Source organism: Pseudovibrio sp. Ad5 (assembly GCF_001623095.1).
Classification (GTDB): domain Bacteria; phylum Pseudomonadota; class Alphaproteobacteria; order Rhizobiales; family Stappiaceae; genus Pseudovibrio.
Genome location: NZ_LMCH01000061.1, coordinates 310,196 through 327,049, shown reverse-complemented (window position 1 = coordinate 327,049; position 16,854 = coordinate 310,196). Strand labels below are relative to the sequence as shown.

Genomic DNA, 16,854 nt, shown 5'->3' with positions numbered 1-16,854 from the left:
GTCGCATGCGGGGAGTGAGACAGAAAGGTATGAGGCAAGATTGCTACGCGCTGACACACTCCCAAATTTCATGGGCAAACCCACCCGCCAGATTTCCCATTCTTTAGCCTTCTTTTGCGAAAATTAGCGCAAAAGAACAAAGAAAACTGGGGTCCCCGGTGCGGTCGCAATCTCTAAAGAGTCTGTTTGATTATCGGATTGAGGTGTTTCTCTTCAGTCAGATGATGCTCATGTTCGGCGCTTTGATCTTGCCGGGCCAGACACTGGACACGCCTGTTTTCAACGCGTTTTATAGCTTCAACATCGCAACCGGCATGCTCATCACGTTAAAAAGGAGGCAGTTTTTCAGGTTGGTCGCCGTGTTGCTTGCCTGCTCGCTGATCCTGTCGTTTCTTGACACGCCGATCTTTCCGACAATCGACCCGCTGGTCCCGCAAATTGTGATCTTCTTTGCCTTCCATGCTGTGGTGGCCGTCGTGCTGATTGATGAGATGCTCAGGACGTTTGAAGAAAACTACCGCGTGGTGCTGGGCGTGCTCAGCGGCTACATATCAATCGGCATGGTCTCGTTCTTTCTCTTTATACTTATAGAGCACGTGCACCCGGGCTCCTTCAAAGGCCTGCCCATAGAAAATGTAGAGACCCATTCGCAGGAAGAAGCCCTCATGTATGCCGCCTTCATCACGCTGATGACAATCGGCTACGGCGACATCGTTCCACTGACACCCATCGCCCGAAAGGCCGCAATCATTGTTGGGCTGGCTGGCCAGTTCTACATGGTGGTGCTCACCGCCATCATCGTCGGCAAATTCCTCAAATACAGACAGCCGAAAAAGAAGGACTGACGTGCGCGATAGCTGCAAAACCGCACCTGCGGCGTTTTCTAAAATGGCGCCCGCAGCCCTTTATAAAAATAGCGCCTGCGGCTTTTTTCCAAAATAAAGAATGAAAGCGACCCGTCTGATCCTGATTAAAGCTGAACGGGTTTCATTGGTGGTTATTAAGCGCAGCCTGTTTTAATTGCCCGGAAAAACCTGAGCCAACCGGAAGGTCGCCCATGCCAATGTTCTCCATGGACAATATGCGCAAGCTGAAGAAGTTCAGTTCTTTGGCAACCGGTAAAACCTGGAAGATGTTCATCGCCTTCAATGCAGAGGCCATGTCCGACGGCGTGATCTCCAAAAAGAACAAGCAGCTCATTTCACTGGCCGCCGCACTCACCACTCAATGCCCATACTGTATCGAGATCCATCGCGAGAACGCCAAGGTCTGCGGTGCAACAGATGAAGAGCTCGCCGAAGTCGTCTTCATCGCCGCCGCCATCCGCGCCAGCAGCGCCATCACCCACGGCACCCACATGATAGAGCATGATGAATAACACCGCGGGCAGGGGGATAAGCCGGCCTCTGAACACCAGCGGTACCACGCGACCAGATTCATAAAAAACGCTGGTTTCTCCCAAACAACGCAATTGAACGCACAAAACAACGCAAACAAAAAAGGCTCCGGAAATCTCCGAAGCCTTTTAAAAATCATAGGAATATTAGGGGTTTAGCCCTCATCGGCAAGCATCTCCAGCTCCAGCCACTCTTCTTCAAGCGCAGCAAGGTCCTCGTGCAGCTTCCCAACAGCGGTCATCACTTTGTGAAAACGGTCCGGATTGGAGCTGAACAGGTTCGGATCCTCTAACTCCTTCTGGCCCTTAGTGATTTTCGCTTCCAGTTTTTCAATCTCACCCGGAATGTCCTTCAGGCGGTGCTGCTGAGTAAAGTTGAGGCCGGACTTCTTGGTCTCCTTCTTCGGCGCAGCAGTAGAGGACTTATCCTCCTTCGCAGCACTGGAAGCCTTGTCCGCCTTGGCAACTTTACGCGCCTGCACACCTTCACCGCGCTGGCGCACCATGTCGGTGTACCCGCCAGCATACTCACCCCAATTGCCGCTCTCATCTTCCATGGTGATGATGCTGGTGCAGATGCGGTCAAGGAAGTCACGATCATGGCTCACAAGCAGGACGGTGCCGGGATAATCAGAAATCAGCTCCTGCAACAGGTCCAGTGTTTCAAGGTCCAGATCGTTGGTCGGCTCATCAAGCACCATCAGATTGGAAGGAGCAGCCAGCGCACGTGCCAACAGCAAACGTCCCCGTTCCCCGCCCGAAAGCACACGCACAGGAGTGCGCGCTTGTTCCGGCTTAAACAGGAAGTCCTTGAGATAACTCATAACATGCTTGGAGGTGTCGCCAAGAATAACCATATCCCCGCTGCCACCCGTCATGGCATTGACGAGCGTGTCATTGGGGTCCAGCTTCTCGCGCTTCTGGTCCAGCGTGATCATCTGCAAGTTGGCGCCAAGGCGGATCGTGCCCGCATCCGGTGCAAGCTCGCCAGTGAGCATCTTCAGCAAGGTGGTCTTGCCAGCCCCGTTCGGCCCCACAAAGCCAATCCGGTCCCCACGCAAAATGCGGGTGGAGAAGTCCTTGACAATCGCACGCTCTTCGTAGGTCTTGCCGATGTGCTTGGCTTCAGAGACGAGCTTACCGGAGATATCCCCCTCAGTGGCAGCCATCTTCACGCTGCCCTGCGGTCCTTTATGCTCCTTGCGCTTCTGACGCAGATCAGCCAGCTCCCGCACCCGTCGCATATTCCGCTTACGACGCGCAGTCACGCCATAAACCATCCAATGCTCTTCCTGCCGGATCTTCTCATTCAGCCGGGCTTGCTCTTTTTCTTCCTCTTCAAAAACCTTGTCCCGCCACTCTTCAAACTTGGCAAACCCCTGGTCCATACGGCGGGAGATACCCCTGTCGATCCAGTAGGTTACGCGGGATAGGTTCTCCAAAAAACGACGGTCGTGCGAGATCAGAACAATGGCAGACTTCATCTGCTTAAGCTCAGATTCCAGCCATTCAATCACCGGAAGGTCCAGATGGTTGGTCGGTTCGTCCAGCAACAAAATATCCGGCTCCGGCGCCAAAGCCCGCGCAATCGCCGCCCGCTTGGCTTCCCCGCCCGAAAGCGTCTCCGGATCTTCCTCACCCGTTAAGCCTAAGATTTCTAATAGGTATTTGGCCCGATATTGATCATCACCAGGAGCCAGCCCACCTTCAGCATAGGCAAGAACCGTCGCATACCCCGAAAGATCCGGCTCCTGAGGCAAATACCGGATCGTCCGCCCCGGCTGCAAAAAATACTCGCCCTTATCCGGCTCTGTTAATCCCGCGGCGATTTTCAGCAGTGTCGACTTGCCAGACCCGTTTCGACCAACTAAGCAGATCCGCTCGCCTTCCCCGACTTGCAGTTCTGCACCAGTCAGAAGAGGTGTGGTTCCAAAGTTAAGGTGTATGTCTCGCACATGAAGAAGCGGTGGTGCCATTAAGCTTGTCTTTCCAGATTCCCAAAACAGCGCATTTCAACGCTAGGAGTAGATTTGTTGGTAGTGCTCTACCACAAATGAGCCAAGGTGAAAGTTTTTTGCCGCCCCTGTGAAAAAACGGGGAGCACAAATGCTGGGCGTCATAGTGACGCGATTGCAAAAGATTCAGTAACGTAATTTGAAATAATTGTTCCAAATTTAGTCTATATTGGAAATAATGCTTCCGTAATCGTTCATAATGTAAATAAGAGATTAAAATAATCTCCGATTACGAGGAAATTTTGATCCTCCGACACTTGCTATAATAACGCAACAGTGAAATGTTGCTGCGAACTGCCAGTCTCCAAATCTGGCGGAATGTAACTTGAGGAGAGGGGAGATCTGCATGATCAAGTCCATTCGTATGTCAGCGCTAGCTGCAGCCCTTATTGCTGCTACTTCGCTATCTGCCACGGCTGAAACCGTATACAACCGTGGTAATTCCGCTGACCCAGAAACACTTGACCAGCACAAGACATCTACAACTTATGAAGCTCACATTCTGCGTGATCTTTATGAGGGTCTTGTTGCTTACAACGCGAAGGGTGAAATCATCCCCGGCGCGGCCGCAAGCTGGACTGTTTCTGACGATGGTCTGACATACACATTCAAGATGCGTGACGACGCAAAGTGGTCAAACGGCGATCCGGTTCTGGCTGGTGACTTCGTTTACTCCCTGCGCCGCATCATGAACCCAATGACCGGTGCGAAATACGCAAACGTCCTCTACCCTATCCTGAATTCTGAAGCCGTTAACAAAGGCGACATGGAAGGTGAGAAGCTCGGCATTAAAGCAATTGATGACAAGACCCTTGAAATCAAGCTGCACGCTCCAACTCCTTACTTCATCCAGCTTCTGGCGCACCAGTCCGGTCTTCCGGTACACCCTGCATCCGTTGAAAAGTTTGGTTCTGACTTCGTAAAGCCAGCCAACATCGTAACCAACGGCGCATTTGTACTGTCCAGCTTCGTACCAAACGATGCTGTGACCGCAGTTAAGAACCCTTACTTCCATGACGCAGCAAACGTTGCTCTGGATTCAGTTAAGTTCTACCCGACTGAAGACCGTGGTGCAGCTCTTCGCCGCTTCCAGGCTGGCGAACTGGACACTAACAACGATGCCCCACTGGAGCAGATCGACTTCATTCGTGGCACTTTGGGCAATCAGTTTAAAGTCGCGCCATATCTCGGCAACTACTACTACGCGCTGAACCATGAATCTGAAGCTATGAAAGACCCTGATATTCGTCAGGCTCTGTCCATGGCAATCGACCGTGAATTCCTTGCAGAAGACATTTGGGGCGGCACTATGGTTGCTGCTTACTCCCTCGTGCCTCCTGGAATCGACAACTACGGCGAACCAGCTTACGCTCCTTGGGCAGAAACTGACCTGCTCGACCGTGAGGAAGAAGCTAAGAAGATTCTTGAGTCTAAAGGTTACAACCAGAGCAACCCTCTGAAGGTTGAAATCCGTTACAACACCTCTGAGAACCACAAGAACACTGCTGTTGCAATCGCAGACATGTGGAAGCCTCTTGGCGTTGAAGTGTCCATGTTGAACACTGACACCAAGACCCACTATGCACACCTGCGTGACCGTGGTGACTTCGATGTTGCTCGCGCAGGCTGGATCGGTGACTACTCCGACCCGCAGAACTTCCTGTTCATGACTGAAAGCGACAACACAGGCTTCAACTACGCTCGCTATGAAAACCCTGAGTACGATGCGCTCATGGATGAAGCAGCTGTAACTGTTGACCTCGAAAAGCGTGCAGCGATCCTGAAGAAAGCAGAAACGATCTTCATGCGTGATCTGCCATTCCTGCCTTTGATGTACTACGGCTCCAAAAACCTTGTTTCTGATAAGGTTTCCGGTTTCGAAACCAACCTGTTGGACGTGCATCCAAGCCGCTTCGTCAAGATTAACAAGTAATCTTTAACGCGACAGAAAATGCCAGTCATGCAGGATAGCTCATGGCTGGCATTTTTGTGAACTATCGGTAAATAAAAACGATAAACAACTGGAGAAGCAAGGCCCATGTTACGCTATGTCCTGAGCAGATTGCTCAGCGCGATACCGACCTTGTTCTTGATCATTACGATTTCCTTCTTCCTTATGCGCGTAGCGCCAGGTGGTCCGTTCGATCTGGAACGTCCATTGGAAGCAAAGGTTATGGAGAATCTGAACAAGATCTACAATTTGGACAAATCTCTTTGGGAGCAGTACCTCATTTATCTCAAGAGCGTATTGTCCGGTGATTTTGGTCCAAGTTTCTTCTTCCGAGATTTCTCGATCAATGAACTTTTCGCCCAAAGTCTTCCAATCTCCATGCAGCTCGGTCTTTCTGCACTGGCTCTTGCCCTGGCTGTTGGTGGGTTTTTGGGGGTTATCGCAGCGCTGCGCCAGAATAAAGGCGTCGACTACTCTGTGATGGCCGTTGCGACACTCGGGGTGACCATCCCGAACTTTGTTGTGGCACCAATTCTGACACTCATACTGGGTGTGCATTTTGGTTGGCTCCCTGTCGGGGGCTGGGGCGGTGGCGCCTTTGTCAACATGGTTCTGCCTGTCGTAACGCTGGCTCTTCCGCAGATTGCAGTTGTTGCCCGTTTGACCCGTGGTTCAATGATTGAAGCACTGCGTTCCAACCACGTCCGCACAGCACGCGCTTATGGCCTGTCCGGATACACCGTCGTTGTCATTCACGCTCTGCGTGGGGCAATCCTGCCGGTTGTGTCCTACCTCGGCCCTGCAGCTGCTGCATTGCTGACCGGTTCCGTCGTTATCGAAACCATCTTCGGTATCCCGGGTATTGGCCGCTACTTCGTACAAGGCGCTCTGAACCGTGACTACACACTCGTAATGGGTACTGTCGTAGTCGTCGCTTGTTTCGTCATTATCTTCAACCTCATCGTGGATCTGCTCTATGCAATGCTTGATCCTCGTGTGCGTTTTGACTGAGGACTCGAATTTATGAGTGTTACCTCCGACCAGCTGAAAGAAGCCCCGAAAATGGGCCGCTCGCTGTGGGATGACGCCCGTGATCGTCTTCTCGCAAACAAAGCAGCAGTGACCTCTCTGATCGTGCTGGCAGTGATCACACTGCTGTCCGTCGTCGGGCCAATGCTGACGCCGCACCCATACGATCAGGTTTATCGCGATTACGTGAAGCAGCCTGCGAGCCTGGAAGCTTATCCGAAGCAGGATGAGATCCAGCCAGCCTTTGCAAAAATTGCAAAGCGTGCTCGTATGACCGTCGACAGCTATGAGCTGAACGATGGCAAGGTGACTGCAACAGTAACATCCCGTCGCAAACTGGATGAGCGTTATGCACGTTACTTCGATCGTTCTGATCTGTTTGAGAGTGCTGCAATCAGCAACATTTCTTCAGATAAAAAGAGCGCGACTGTAACCGCTGACATTCAGTACATGCACTTCTACTTCGGTACGGATGCAAACGGCCGTGACATGCTCACCCGTACACTGATTGCAGGTCGTGTTTCCTTGACCATCGGTCTGCTGGCAACCTTCGTTGCAATCAGCATCGGTGTGTTCTGGGGGGCTGCCTCCGGTTACTTCGGTGGCAGGGTCGATCTGGTGATGATGCGTGTTGTAGATATCCTCTACTCACTGCCATTCATCTTCTTCGTGATCATGCTTGTTGTGTTCTTTGGCCGTAACTTCGTCCTGATGTTTATTGCCGTGGGCGCTGTTGAGTGGCTGGATATGGCGCGTATTGTGCGCGGTCAGACCTTGTCCATCAAACGCCAGGAATACGTACAGGCTGCGGAAGCTATGGGTGTTGAAGGTGGCGGTATTCTGAAGCGCCACATCATTCCAAACACACTTGGTCCGGTTGTGATCTACATGACCCTGCTGGTACCAAAAGTGATCCTGCTGGAAAGCTTCCTGTCCTTCCTGGGCCTTGGTGTTCAGGAGCCAATGACCTCTTGGGGTGTGTTGATCTCCGAAGGTGCGCGTAACCTGCAAGGTGCAGCATGGATGCTGGTGTTCCCGGCAATCTTCCTCACCTCCACATTGTTCGCGCTGAACTTCATCGGCGACGGTCTGCGCGATGCGCTGGACCCTAAGGATCGATAAGAGGACAGAATGAGCAAGATTAACGAAAACACTGTTCTTGAGATCGACACTCTTAAAGTTGATTTCGAAACCAACACCGGCATGGTTCACGCAGTAAAAGGCGTGAACATCCATGTGGACTCCGGCGAGACTGTCGCGATTGTGGGCGAGTCTGGCTCTGGTAAATCCCAGACCATGATGGCAGCCATGGGGCTTCTGGCAGGCAACGGCATCACCCATGGTGAAGTCCGTTACCGCGGCACGAACATCCTTGGGTCTTCCATTCGTCAGCTCAACAAGATCCGTGGTGCGAAAGTGACCATGATCTTCCAGGAGCCGATGACTTCTCTGGATCCGCTCTACTCCATTGAGCGCCAGCTCTGTGAGCCAATGGTTGAGCACGGGGAATACACCTGGGCAACAGCTAAAAAGCGCGCTGTAGAGCTTCTGGAACTCGTGGGTATTCCTGAGCCGGCACGTAAAGTGAAGGCGTTCCCCTATGAGATGTCTGGCGGTCAGCGCCAGCGTGTCATGATCGCGATGGCGCTCGCAAACGATCCGGATATCCTGATCGCGGATGAGCCAACCACTGCGTTGGACGTGACCACTCAGGCTCAGATCCTTGAGCTGATGGCAGATCTTCAAAAACGCCTCGGCATGGCAGTTGTGTTCATCACCCACGATCTGGGTATTGTTGAGCGCATCTCCGACCGTGTGTATGTGATGAAGTCTGGTGAAGTTGTTGAAGAGGGCAACACCAAGGAAATCTTTGGTAATCCTCAGCACGATTACACCAAGATGCTGCTGGATGCAGAGCCAACCGGTTCTAAAGCCGTTGTGCCTGACACCAACCCGATTGTTCTGGATGCAAAGGACGTGCGCGTTGAGTTTGAAACCGAGACTGGTTTCCTCAAGCCAAACCACGTTCTGCGCGCTGTAAACGACATTTCCATGGAAGTGCGTGAAGGCCAGACACTCGGCATCGTAGGTGAATCCGGTTCCGGTAAATCCACTCTGGGCCGTGCTGTGCTTCAGCTTCTGCCAACAGCAGGTGGCCGTGTTGTTTACCTCGGAAACGACATCACCGGTGCAGCCAAAAAGAAGATGCAGCCGCTTCGTAAAGAAATGCAGCTCATCTTCCAGGATCCGTTCGGGTCTCTGTCCCCGCGTATGACCGTGGGCCAGATCATCACCGAAGGTCTGTTGGTGCATGAGCCTCAGCTTTCAGCCAAGGAACGTGATCTGCGGGCTATCCAGGCGCTTGAAGAAGTGTCCATGGATCCGGCCATGCGCAACCGCTACCCACACGAGTTCTCTGGTGGACAGCGTCAGCGTATCGCGATTGCACGCACCATGATCCTCAATCCAAAGCTTGTTGTGCTGGACGAACCCACCTCCGCGTTGGACCGTACCGTGCAAAAGCAGGTGGTTGAGCTTCTGCGGAACCTGCAAAAAGAGCATGGCCTGACCTATCTCTTCATCTCTCACGATCTGGCTGTGGTTCGCGCTATGTCCGATACTGTGATGGTGATGCAGAAAGGCGAAGTGGTTGAAAAGGGACTGGCAGAAGAAATCTTCTCCAACCCGAAAGAAGACTACACCAAAGAACTGCTCGAAGCTGCTGCGTTAAAGCCAGCTTGAAGCTAAGCGATCAAAGCTTTTAAAATTGAAAACCCCGGTGCAACGCGCCGGGGTTTTTGCATGAGGCGTGAGAGGTTCACTGTCAAAGTGCACCGCATCGTTTGCACTCAAACTATCTTAACAGCTTGAGCGCTCCCACAAGTGAGCGCACCAGTTTGCTTGGACCACAAATCCCTATCCCATCTACCTTCTCTGTTTTCAGAGCTTGTGTGGGTACCAGAGCGTCATACTCAGCGAAAGAATGGATTGATCTGGCAAAGGCGGGAAAGACAACCAGAGTAATTTCGTCAAGGTGTGCGGAGGACTTCGTCAATAAGTTCTGCATTTGATCGACATTGGCCTGCAGGATAGGGACAGGACGATCCGCACTGCACTTGAAAGACACACCCTCACGGTCCGTTAAGGTTACTCCGGCCAGCCCGGTGTTTTCTGTTCCAATCCCAATTGATATAGCCCCGACCGTATTTGCGAGCAGACCCGTAGGTAAATCCGGGTCCGCCACAATCGCAAGCCGCAAATCCTGTTCACCTCGAAGTGGTTGTTTCTTGATTTGATTAGTAAGCATCTTTGTCTCCTTTATGGGGACAATATCTGGACGCAGAAGAGAAGGTTGATCTATCTTACCCTAAAATGAGCTATATATAGGTAGGTGCTACCTGAAAATCGCCAAAGTTAGGTATGCTCTACCAATGGAAGTGCAAAATGTCTCATGAAAGTAGCGGGCAACAAAAGAAAGCTGTTCAGCTGGATGCCGCAGATAGGAAAATCCTTCAGGTTTTGCAGAAGGAGGGGCGCCTTTCAAATACTGAGCTTGCCGAAAAGGTGGGTATGTCCACCTCGCCGTGTTGGCGGCGCGTCAGACGGTTAGAGCAGGAAGGGGTGATCAGTAATTACGCCGCTCGTCTGGATCGAAAAACTCTGGGCCTTGGTGTGTTCGTTGTCGTGATGATCCAAATTGACGCGCACAATGCAGAACAGGCCGTGGAGTTTGAAAAGGCTGTGCTGAAGCTTGAGCAGGTCATTGCCTGCTACTCAGTCGGAGGGGGAGTTGATTTCGTGCTGCAAGTGGTTTGCGAAGATCTTGATGCGTATGCCGAATTCTCAATGAACATCCTACGGCGCCTTCCCGGCATTAAAGCTATGGAAAGCAACTTTGTGCTCAAGGAGCTAAAGCCGCTCACGGGCTGGCCTGTTTGACTGACATGCCAACCCATTTTTCACATCTTCGCGGCAAGGAAGGGGAATTAAATCCCCGCTCGCTCCAAAACGCTGATCCAGTTCTTGTGCGCGATCTTGGCGATCAGGTCCTCACCGAAGTCTGCTTTGCGGAAGGCTTCGATCAGGTTTGGCAAACCAGCCACATCCTTGATGTCGTTGGCAACCAGACAGCCGTCGTAGTCTGATCCAAGCGCAACACCATCTTCACCCAGTTTGTTGATCAGATAGTCTGCATGGCGCAAGATCACGTCTAAAGGCATATCAGAGTTCAGCTGACCATCAGGACGTAGGAAGAAGACCGCAAAGTTGATACCCACCAGTCCCTTGGATTCAGCAATCGCATCAAGTTGCTTATCTGTCAGGTTCCGGCTCATCGGGCAGATCTTGAACACGTTGGAATGGCTCGCCACGATCGGTTTGTCGGTGATCTTGGCCAGATCCCAAAAGCCTTTCTCATTCAAGTGAGACACGTCCAGCTGGATCTTACGGTGATTACACTGGCGCACCAGCTCTTTACCCACATCAGTAAGACCTGGGCCAATGTCTGGGCTATGCTCAAACTCCATCGGCACGCCATATCCGAAGATGGTCTCACGGCTCCAAACAGGACCGATAGAGCGCAAACCGCGATTATACAGCAGCTCTAGCGCTTCAAAGTCCTTATCGATGCACTCGGCGCCTTCAACATGCAGCATCATCGCCAGTTGCTCAGCTGCCATTGCCTCCTTGATTGCAACAGTTGAACGGCAGATCTTCACCTCACCATTCCCCTTGGCTTCAAGGTCCTCTGCAATATCAAGAAGCTTCAGAGTATAATCCAGCGCTTCCTGTTGGGACACGCCTTTGAAATGCTCAGGGCTTTTGAAGTCAACCTCTTTACCTTCCTTCGGTTTGGCTCGCACAGAAGGGGTAAACATGGCAAACAGCCCACCAGCAAAACCGCCTTTGCGGGCGCGTGGCAGATCGATGTGATCGTGACCAGCCTCCTCAAAGAAACTGCGTTCCTTGGGAGTATTCGACCGACGCTCCAACGAGAGCAGCGTATCGTTATGGCCGTCAAAAACCGGAACCAGGTTGGAGGCAGTATCTGTCATGAAGAACTCCGAAAATGAAAAATGCTATGAGAAAAACCATATGTGAAAAGCAAAAGGGATCTACGCAAAGCCCACGGCCACTGGCACAAAGCTAGGTCACATTGGCGGAATTTGAAACTACACTGTTAAATATTAAACCCTTAAAATCAATAGGATCAGCGGATATTTCTGGATGGTTTTATGAGGGAACAGCGCAATGGCGACAGTGATCAGAAGCTCTGACTTTACGGCAGACAAAGCCTGGGGTGCACAGCAGATTGCCAACATGAATGGCATTACCACACGGCTGCATTGGACGGATCAGCCCTACAAGTGGCATGTAAATGAGGGCGAGGAAGTGTTTGTCGTGCTGTCTGGATGCGTCGAGATGAAGTATCGCCAAAACGGCGAGGAACTCTCCGCCCTATTGAACACAGGCGATATTTTCTATGCTTCAATCGGCGCTGAACATATAGCACAGCCCCGCGGTGAGGCGCGTGTACTGGTCGTTGAGACTGAGGGCAGTGTCTGATACCAGGCGATTTGGGGAAGGGGACTGCTGTCCCCATCCTCGGTCTTGAGCGAGTAGGTCAGGCCAAGCCAGGCAAGGCCACATCTACCATGATCATCGCGAAATGACAGGCCGCTGCTGACAACACAAAACCGTGCCAGATTGCGTTTTGGAATGGCAGGTTCTTCCAGATGTAAAACAGGGTGCCAACCGTATAGAGGCCACCGCCGGTCGCAAGCAGCGTGAAGCCTGCCAGGGAAAGCTCATTGTAAATTGGAACAATCGCAAAGAAGCTCACCCAGCCCATCGCCAGATAAATAGGCACAGCCAGCTTATCCATGGAAGTAATGTGCAAGATCTTGATGGCCGCACCTGCCACCGCACAAATCCAGATCCCAACGAGCATGGAAATCCCAAGCCACCCGCCAAGAACCATCAGGCATAGGGGAGTGTAGGTACCGGCAATAAGGAAATAGATTGCGGAATGGTCCAGACGGCGCAGGATGCCAATTTTGTTATCTTTCTGCAAAATATTGTAGGTCGCAGAGCAGACAAGCATGGCCAACAGCGTACCCGCATATATGTAGATGCTGATTTGCCGGGCGTAATCATCCGCTGCCCACAAGACCATAACAAAGGCTGTTGTCGCAGCAGCTCCAAACGCAATGCCCACAACGTGGATGACGCCGTCAACCACTCGTTCTGCGTAGGTTTCTTCCCTCATCCGCGGACAATCCCCCAATTAATCCAATATATACCCTCTTCCATAATGCAGGTCCAAGCTCGTAAACTCAACTGTAACTAAGTTGCAATCTGGTCATTTACTGGGCAATTCTCAATTCTGAAGGTCATGCCCTTGGAAATCGGGCATATCCAATTGCCAGTCTCGCCCAGATGTGGCATTGCCTCTCTCGGCTTCCCAAAAGAAGCTGCTCTGATTTGAAAGACCCTTTGGGCTCTGTGGGAAAGAACGCGAAAGCGAAACAGCTGCTTTGCAATTTTCCCTAGAATCGGAGATTTTGCGCTGACTTCCCAAGCAGCAGTCGATGCCATTTTCGGGTTTGTAAGCGTTGGTTCTTGCCAGCGTCGAAATCTGAGAAGCGAACCGCAGCGCACTTTAAAAAACGTTTATTGCCGATACCCGGTCAATCACCTGCCTCTTGCGAGGCGCAACAAGAGATTTTGAATGACGGTCAGCATCGAAATGGGTGTCAAACCTAATGGCACCTCCTCTGTTGTCGATCTTGAAGAATTGCTTGCAACGCGACTACTCGTGCAGGGAAACTCCGGCTCGGGCAAATCGCACCTGCTACGCCGCCTGATGGAGCAAAGCGCACCATGGGTGCAACAGGTCGTGATTGACCCGGAAGGCGACTTTGTCTCGCTGGCAGATGAGTTTGGGCATGTGGTGATTGAGGCGACCATGAATGATCGCGAACTCACCATGATCGCCGCCCGTGTGCGCCAGCACCGTATTTCCGTCATTCTCAACCTAGAACACCTAGAGCCGGACAAACAGCTCAAAGCCGCTGCTGCCTTCCTGAACGGCCTGTTCGATTCCGACCGCCAGTACTGGTATCCGGTTCTGGTCGTCGTGGATGAAGCTCAGCTGTTTGCACCTTCCGCCTCTGGCGATTACGGCGAAGAAGCCCGCCGCCTTTCCCTGATGGCCATGACCAACCTCATGTGTCGTGGTCGTAAGCGTGGTCTGGCTGGCATCATCGCAACCCAGCGTCTGGCAAAGCTTGCCAAGAACGTGGCTGCGGAAGCTTCCAACTTCCTGATGGGGCGTACCTTCCTTGATATCGATATGGCCCGCGCCTCCGACTTGCTTGGCATGGACCGGCGTCAGGCAGAACAGTTCCGTAACCTTGAGCGCGGACAGTTCATCTCCCTCGGCCCGGCAATGACCCGTCGCCCGCAAAAAGTGGTGATTGGCGAAGTTGTCACGGGCAGCCGGGGGGGCTCGCCAAAGCTGATGCCAATGCCGAACCAGCCAGTTGAAACAGCTGCTGAACTGATCTTCACAGCAACGGACAATGATCCGGTGCTGCACAACAACCGTGTGGCCGCGCCTTCTGCAAAAGACGTTATGTTGCAGCTGTCACAAACAGCCGCCAGCAACATGCAGGCACAGCATAAGGAAGTTGTTGAAGCCGAACCGGAGGACCTCTTCAATCTGGAAGAGAAGAACCAGCAGTATCAGGAGATCATCGCCAAGATCCTTGAAGACCCTGAAGCTGCCTTCGCTCCGGTCTCACAGCTCTATCAGGATTTTCAGGTCCGCTGCCGCATTGATCGGTTGAAGTCTCAGGATCTTGCCAAGTTCCGTAAGTTTCTTTCTGTGGCCCGTGCTGGTGTCGATAAAAAAGAAGTCGAAGAAGGCGACTGGCAGCAAGCAGAAGTGATTGCTGGTCAGCTGCCAGAAGAGATGCGCGGCGTCTATCTTCTGTTGGCCAAAGCTGCCTTTGCAGATGAGCCGTGCCCGGCAGACCTGGACATCGCGAAAGCGTATGGTACCCGTTCACCGGGCAGAGCCCGTTGGCTGCTCACCCATATGGAAGAGCAGGGCTTCATCATCTGTGCCAGTGATCTGCGTGGAAACCGCATCGTGACCCTGCCGGATATCGGCAAGCAAACCGCAACCAAATAAGCTGTAGGTCAGCGGCCATCCGGCAAGGAATGGCCGCCCGCAGGCCCATCCACTTCATCAAAGAAGGTTGTCTCGGTGCTTCGCGAGCAGGTGGAGCACAAATGCGGTTTGGATGGCAGAACATACTTCAGGCAGCACGCTTTGCGCCGCGGAGCATACTCTGTCAGCCCCTCCTGCTGACGCTGACGCCAGACAATCCCACCATTGATCTTCTTCCCAAGGCTCGCAAGATAGGCACGCATCAGGCTCGCCACATCTGATGGTTTTGCACCATGGCGTCGCAAGACAAGAAACGGCGATATGATGGAAACAGCCACGGTGGAATAAAACACCGAAGGCGCCACTTTCCGCCGCCCAAGCTCACGGTGGAAGACCTGAATGATTTCCTCAAAGCAAATGGAAAGCGCGAACAGCTCCGCAGGACCCTGATCCGGATTAAGCTCGAAATCCTCTTCCGAAAGGCGAGGGTCAAAGAATATCTCCACCCAGGGGGCCTTGCCATGCAGGACAAACCGCAGTTCATCAATGCGGGGTGCACGGCCACTCAGCAGGTAACTGACCGAAATCCGGTTGAGCAGGATCTGGCAAATTGTCTTCAGGGCAAGACTTGCTGCAATCTTTGTCGTCGGTGCGCCGCGATCTTCCTTGATGTAGTCGATCATGCGCTTTGCAACCAGACCGAAGTTGCTGTCAAAACCGGAAAACTCCCGCAGCTCTGCAGCCACCACGTGCGGTGCAGGAGCGGTGATTGCCCGCGCAGCAACCAGCTCACCACCTTCAGGCAGAGCAGCCTCAATGAGGCCTGCAAAACGTGCGGGGATGCCCGCTGTTTCGAAAGTGGGAATATCTGAGGGCGATAGACCGGTGGACACTGCCTGCAAAACCTCTGGATCTACGACTGCGCATATCCGGAAAGTGGAATTGGATTTCCGAAATGGATACGCTGAAACTTATAGTTACGAGGCGCGCATGTTTGGCTGACAGTTGGCTGAACACGACACAACAACACTTTCGCGTTACTTAGCACAAAAACAAAGTCTACTGAAATGGTAGACTTTGAAGTCTGTGAGTAATGCACCTGTCTGTTGCAAATGGGTCAGGCTTTCGCCTTGTTGCCTCGCTTCTCCCAGGCAAATTTCTCTGCAATCCAGATGCCACCCAGCACCAGCGCCAGAGCAGCGCCGTGATAAAACGCAAACACTTCCCCAAGCAGCACAATTGCCATCACCGATGCAAACACCGGAACCAGATTAACAAAGACACCAGCCCGGTTAGGACCAATCAGTTCCACTCCGCGCATATAGAAAATTTGGGCAAGGAATGATGGGCAAAGTGAGATGTACAAAATAACGAGCCAACCTTGCACAGAAGGCCAGACCAACGTTTCCTGACTGTACTCAACCGCCAGCATCGGCAGTGACACCAGGGAAGCCACAAAGGCCATCATCGCAAAAAAGGCGAGTGCAGGGACCTTGGGTCGGTTTCTCAAAGCCAGCGTGTATCCAGCATAAAACACTGCTGCAACAAGCATCAGCGCATCACCCGGGTTGATGTGCAAGTTGAGCAGAACCTGAAGGCTGCCCTGACTGGCCACAACAAAAACCCCAAGCAACGTCAGCAAAATGCCGATGAACTGGATAAGCGTCACCCGTGCGCCAAATAGAAAGTAAGCCCCAATCACCACGATCATCGGAATGGAGCCCTGCAAGATGCCCATATTCACCGCCGTGGTGTTGTGAGCTGCCAGATAGAACAGGCCATTGAAACCGGAGAATCCGAACGCGGCCATCAAAGCGATGCTGATCAGGTGAGGGCGGATGTCCGCCCAGGAGGCGACAAGATCCCGCCAGGCAATCAGGCTCATGAGCGCAGCCACAATCCCCCACCGCAAGAACACGATCACCATAGGCGAAACATGCCCCACAGCCAGCTGGCTCGCCACGGCGTTGCCGCTCCACATGAGTGTGGTCAACACCAGAAGCAGCATTGGCCTGCTGTACAGCGGGGTGAGAAAAGGCATGTAAAAAGTCCGTCGGTGAGCGGGCAGGAGGCACCGCTGAAAAGGAGCTGTCACCCTTCACCGTCCCCCAATCAAATGCAAGGTGAATTTCCGCAAGGGCTGTAGAGGTTTCGTCAAGTATGCCCTTTTGCCCGGCATGTCACTGTGAAGTGCAGACAAACCCACCCAAAATCAAAGCATTAGATCGCAGGACCAACACCTGTTGTTCAATCACCTGTGTTTTGAAAGAGCTGGAAACGAATTGAT

The 16,854-nt window shown here is 52.5% G+C and carries 15 protein-coding genes; 9 read left to right on the top strand and 6 right to left on the bottom strand.

Annotated elements, in window-relative coordinates:
• Positions 1–158: 158 nt before the first annotated feature.
• Together PsAD5_RS19495 and PsAD5_RS19490 are read left to right on the top strand one after the other, a co-directional pair.
• On the top strand, positions 159–845 hold the full coding sequence (locus PsAD5_RS19495; RefSeq protein WP_208981836.1) for a potassium channel family protein: 687 nt from the start codon (positions 159–161) through the stop codon (positions 843–845).
• A gap of 212 nt (positions 846–1,057) precedes the next feature.
• Positions 1,058–1,378 (top strand): carboxymuconolactone decarboxylase family protein, encoded by a 321-nt coding sequence (locus PsAD5_RS19490; protein WP_057462788.1) that lies wholly within the window; start codon positions 1,058–1,060, stop codon positions 1,376–1,378.
• Positions 1,379–1,551: 173 nt separating this feature from the next.
• On the opposite strand, the gene PsAD5_RS19485 is transcribed toward PsAD5_RS19490, so the two are convergent.
• The gene (locus PsAD5_RS19485) at positions 1,552–3,372 is read right to left on the bottom strand and encodes an ABC-F family ATP-binding cassette domain-containing protein (RefSeq protein WP_063293279.1); all 1,821 of its coding nucleotides are present in this window, start codon (positions 3,370–3,372) and stop codon (positions 1,552–1,554) included.
• A 385-nt stretch (positions 3,373–3,757) separates the two neighbouring features.
• Between PsAD5_RS19485 and PsAD5_RS19480 the strand changes: the two genes are divergently transcribed.
• The 4 genes from PsAD5_RS19480 (at position 3,758) to PsAD5_RS19465 (ending at position 9,133) form a co-directional block, all read left to right on the top strand.
• Positions 3,758–5,344, top strand: coding sequence for a peptide ABC transporter substrate-binding protein (locus PsAD5_RS19480; protein WP_063293278.1), 1,587 nt, complete (start codon positions 3,758–3,760; stop codon positions 5,342–5,344).
• 105 nt (positions 5,345–5,449) lie between these two features.
• Complete coding sequence (gene oppB / locus PsAD5_RS19475; RefSeq protein ID WP_057462785.1) at positions 5,450–6,373, top strand: oligopeptide ABC transporter permease OppB; 924 nt, start codon at positions 5,450–5,452, stop codon at positions 6,371–6,373.
• Positions 6,374–6,385: 12 nt separating this feature from the next.
• Positions 6,386–7,513, top strand: a complete 1,128-nt coding sequence (locus PsAD5_RS19470) for an ABC transporter permease subunit (protein ID WP_057462784.1) — start codon at positions 6,386–6,388, stop codon at positions 7,511–7,513.
• 9 nt (positions 7,514–7,522) lie between these two features.
• Positions 7,523–9,133, top strand: a complete 1,611-nt coding sequence (locus PsAD5_RS19465; protein ID WP_063293277.1) for an ABC transporter ATP-binding protein — start codon at positions 7,523–7,525, stop codon at positions 9,131–9,133.
• 112 nt (positions 9,134–9,245) lie between these two features.
• Here PsAD5_RS19465 and PsAD5_RS19460 read toward each other — a convergent pair whose 3' ends face one another.
• Positions 9,246–9,698: a DUF2000 domain-containing protein gene (locus PsAD5_RS19460; RefSeq protein WP_063293276.1), complete on the bottom strand. Its 453-nt coding sequence runs from the start codon at positions 9,696–9,698 to the stop codon at positions 9,246–9,248.
• A gap of 137 nt (positions 9,699–9,835) precedes the next feature.
• Between PsAD5_RS19460 and PsAD5_RS19455 the strand changes: the two genes are divergently transcribed.
• Positions 9,836–10,330 (top strand): Lrp/AsnC family transcriptional regulator, encoded by a 495-nt coding sequence (locus PsAD5_RS19455; protein ID WP_063293275.1) that lies wholly within the window; start codon positions 9,836–9,838, stop codon positions 10,328–10,330.
• 47 nt (positions 10,331–10,377) lie between these two features.
• Here PsAD5_RS19455 and PsAD5_RS19450 read toward each other — a convergent pair whose 3' ends face one another.
• Positions 10,378–11,445, bottom strand: a complete 1,068-nt coding sequence (locus tag PsAD5_RS19450; protein ID WP_063293274.1) for a dipeptidase — start codon at positions 11,443–11,445, stop codon at positions 10,378–10,380.
• A gap of 196 nt (positions 11,446–11,641) precedes the next feature.
• Here PsAD5_RS19450 and PsAD5_RS19445 point away from each other — a divergent pair, with 196 nt between their 5' ends.
• Positions 11,642–11,956: a cupin domain-containing protein gene (locus tag PsAD5_RS19445; protein ID WP_063293273.1), complete on the top strand. Its 315-nt coding sequence runs from the start codon at positions 11,642–11,644 to the stop codon at positions 11,954–11,956.
• Between the two features lie 58 nt (positions 11,957–12,014).
• Here PsAD5_RS19445 and trhA read toward each other — a convergent pair whose 3' ends face one another.
• Positions 12,015–12,659: a PAQR family membrane homeostasis protein TrhA gene (gene trhA, locus PsAD5_RS19440; RefSeq protein WP_057462778.1), complete on the bottom strand. Its 645-nt coding sequence runs from the start codon at positions 12,657–12,659 to the stop codon at positions 12,015–12,017.
• A 462-nt stretch (positions 12,660–13,121) separates the two neighbouring features.
• Here trhA and PsAD5_RS19430 point away from each other — a divergent pair, with 462 nt between their 5' ends.
• The gene (locus tag PsAD5_RS19430) at positions 13,122–14,588 is read left to right on the top strand and encodes an ATP-binding protein (RefSeq protein WP_057462776.1); all 1,467 of its coding nucleotides are present in this window, start codon (positions 13,122–13,124) and stop codon (positions 14,586–14,588) included.
• An 8-nt stretch (positions 14,589–14,596) separates the two neighbouring features.
• On the opposite strand, the gene PsAD5_RS19425 is transcribed toward PsAD5_RS19430, so the two are convergent.
• Together PsAD5_RS19425 and PsAD5_RS19420 are read right to left on the bottom strand one after the other, a co-directional pair.
• A complete protein-coding gene (locus PsAD5_RS19425; protein ID WP_063293271.1) occupies positions 14,597–15,460 on the bottom strand; it encodes a hypothetical protein in 864 nt (287 codons plus the stop codon).
• 224 nt (positions 15,461–15,684) lie between these two features.
• The gene (locus tag PsAD5_RS19420; protein WP_063293270.1) at positions 15,685–16,575 is read right to left on the bottom strand and encodes a DMT family transporter; all 891 of its coding nucleotides are present in this window, start codon (positions 16,573–16,575) and stop codon (positions 15,685–15,687) included.
• Between the last annotated feature and the right edge of the window lie 279 nt (positions 16,576–16,854).

Coding starts and splice junctions, on each gene's coding strand:
- PsAD5_RS19480 (WP_063293278.1), top strand. CDS start 3,758: ATGATCAAGTCCATTCGTATGTCAGCGCTAGCTGCAGCCCTTATTGCT.
- PsAD5_RS19445 (WP_063293273.1), top strand. CDS start 11,642: ATGGCGACAGTGATCAGAAGCTCTGACTTTACGGCAGACAAAGCCTGG.
- PsAD5_RS19470 (WP_057462784.1), top strand. CDS start 6,386: ATGAGTGTTACCTCCGACCAGCTGAAAGAAGCCCCGAAAATGGGCCGC.
- PsAD5_RS19490 (WP_057462788.1), top strand. CDS start 1,058: ATGCCAATGTTCTCCATGGACAATATGCGCAAGCTGAAGAAGTTCAGT.
- PsAD5_RS19450 (WP_063293274.1), bottom strand. CDS start 11,445: ATGACAGATACTGCCTCCAACCTGGTTCCGGTTTTTGACGGCCATAAC.
- PsAD5_RS19420 (WP_063293270.1), bottom strand. CDS start 16,575: ATGCTGCTTCTGGTGTTGACCACACTCATGTGGAGCGGCAACGCCGTG.
- trhA (WP_057462778.1), bottom strand. CDS start 12,659: ATGAGGGAAGAAACCTACGCAGAACGAGTGGTTGACGGCGTCATCCAC.
- PsAD5_RS19430 (WP_057462776.1), top strand. CDS start 13,122: ATGACGGTCAGCATCGAAATGGGTGTCAAACCTAATGGCACCTCCTCT.
- PsAD5_RS19465 (WP_063293277.1), top strand. CDS start 7,523: ATGAGCAAGATTAACGAAAACACTGTTCTTGAGATCGACACTCTTAAA.
- oppB (WP_057462785.1), top strand. CDS start 5,450: ATGTTACGCTATGTCCTGAGCAGATTGCTCAGCGCGATACCGACCTTG.
- PsAD5_RS19455 (WP_063293275.1), top strand. CDS start 9,836: ATGTCTCATGAAAGTAGCGGGCAACAAAAGAAAGCTGTTCAGCTGGAT.
- PsAD5_RS19485 (WP_063293279.1), bottom strand. CDS start 3,372: ATGGCACCACCGCTTCTTCATGTGCGAGACATACACCTTAACTTTGGA.
- PsAD5_RS19460 (WP_063293276.1), bottom strand. CDS start 9,698: ATGCTTACTAATCAAATCAAGAAACAACCACTTCGAGGTGAACAGGAT.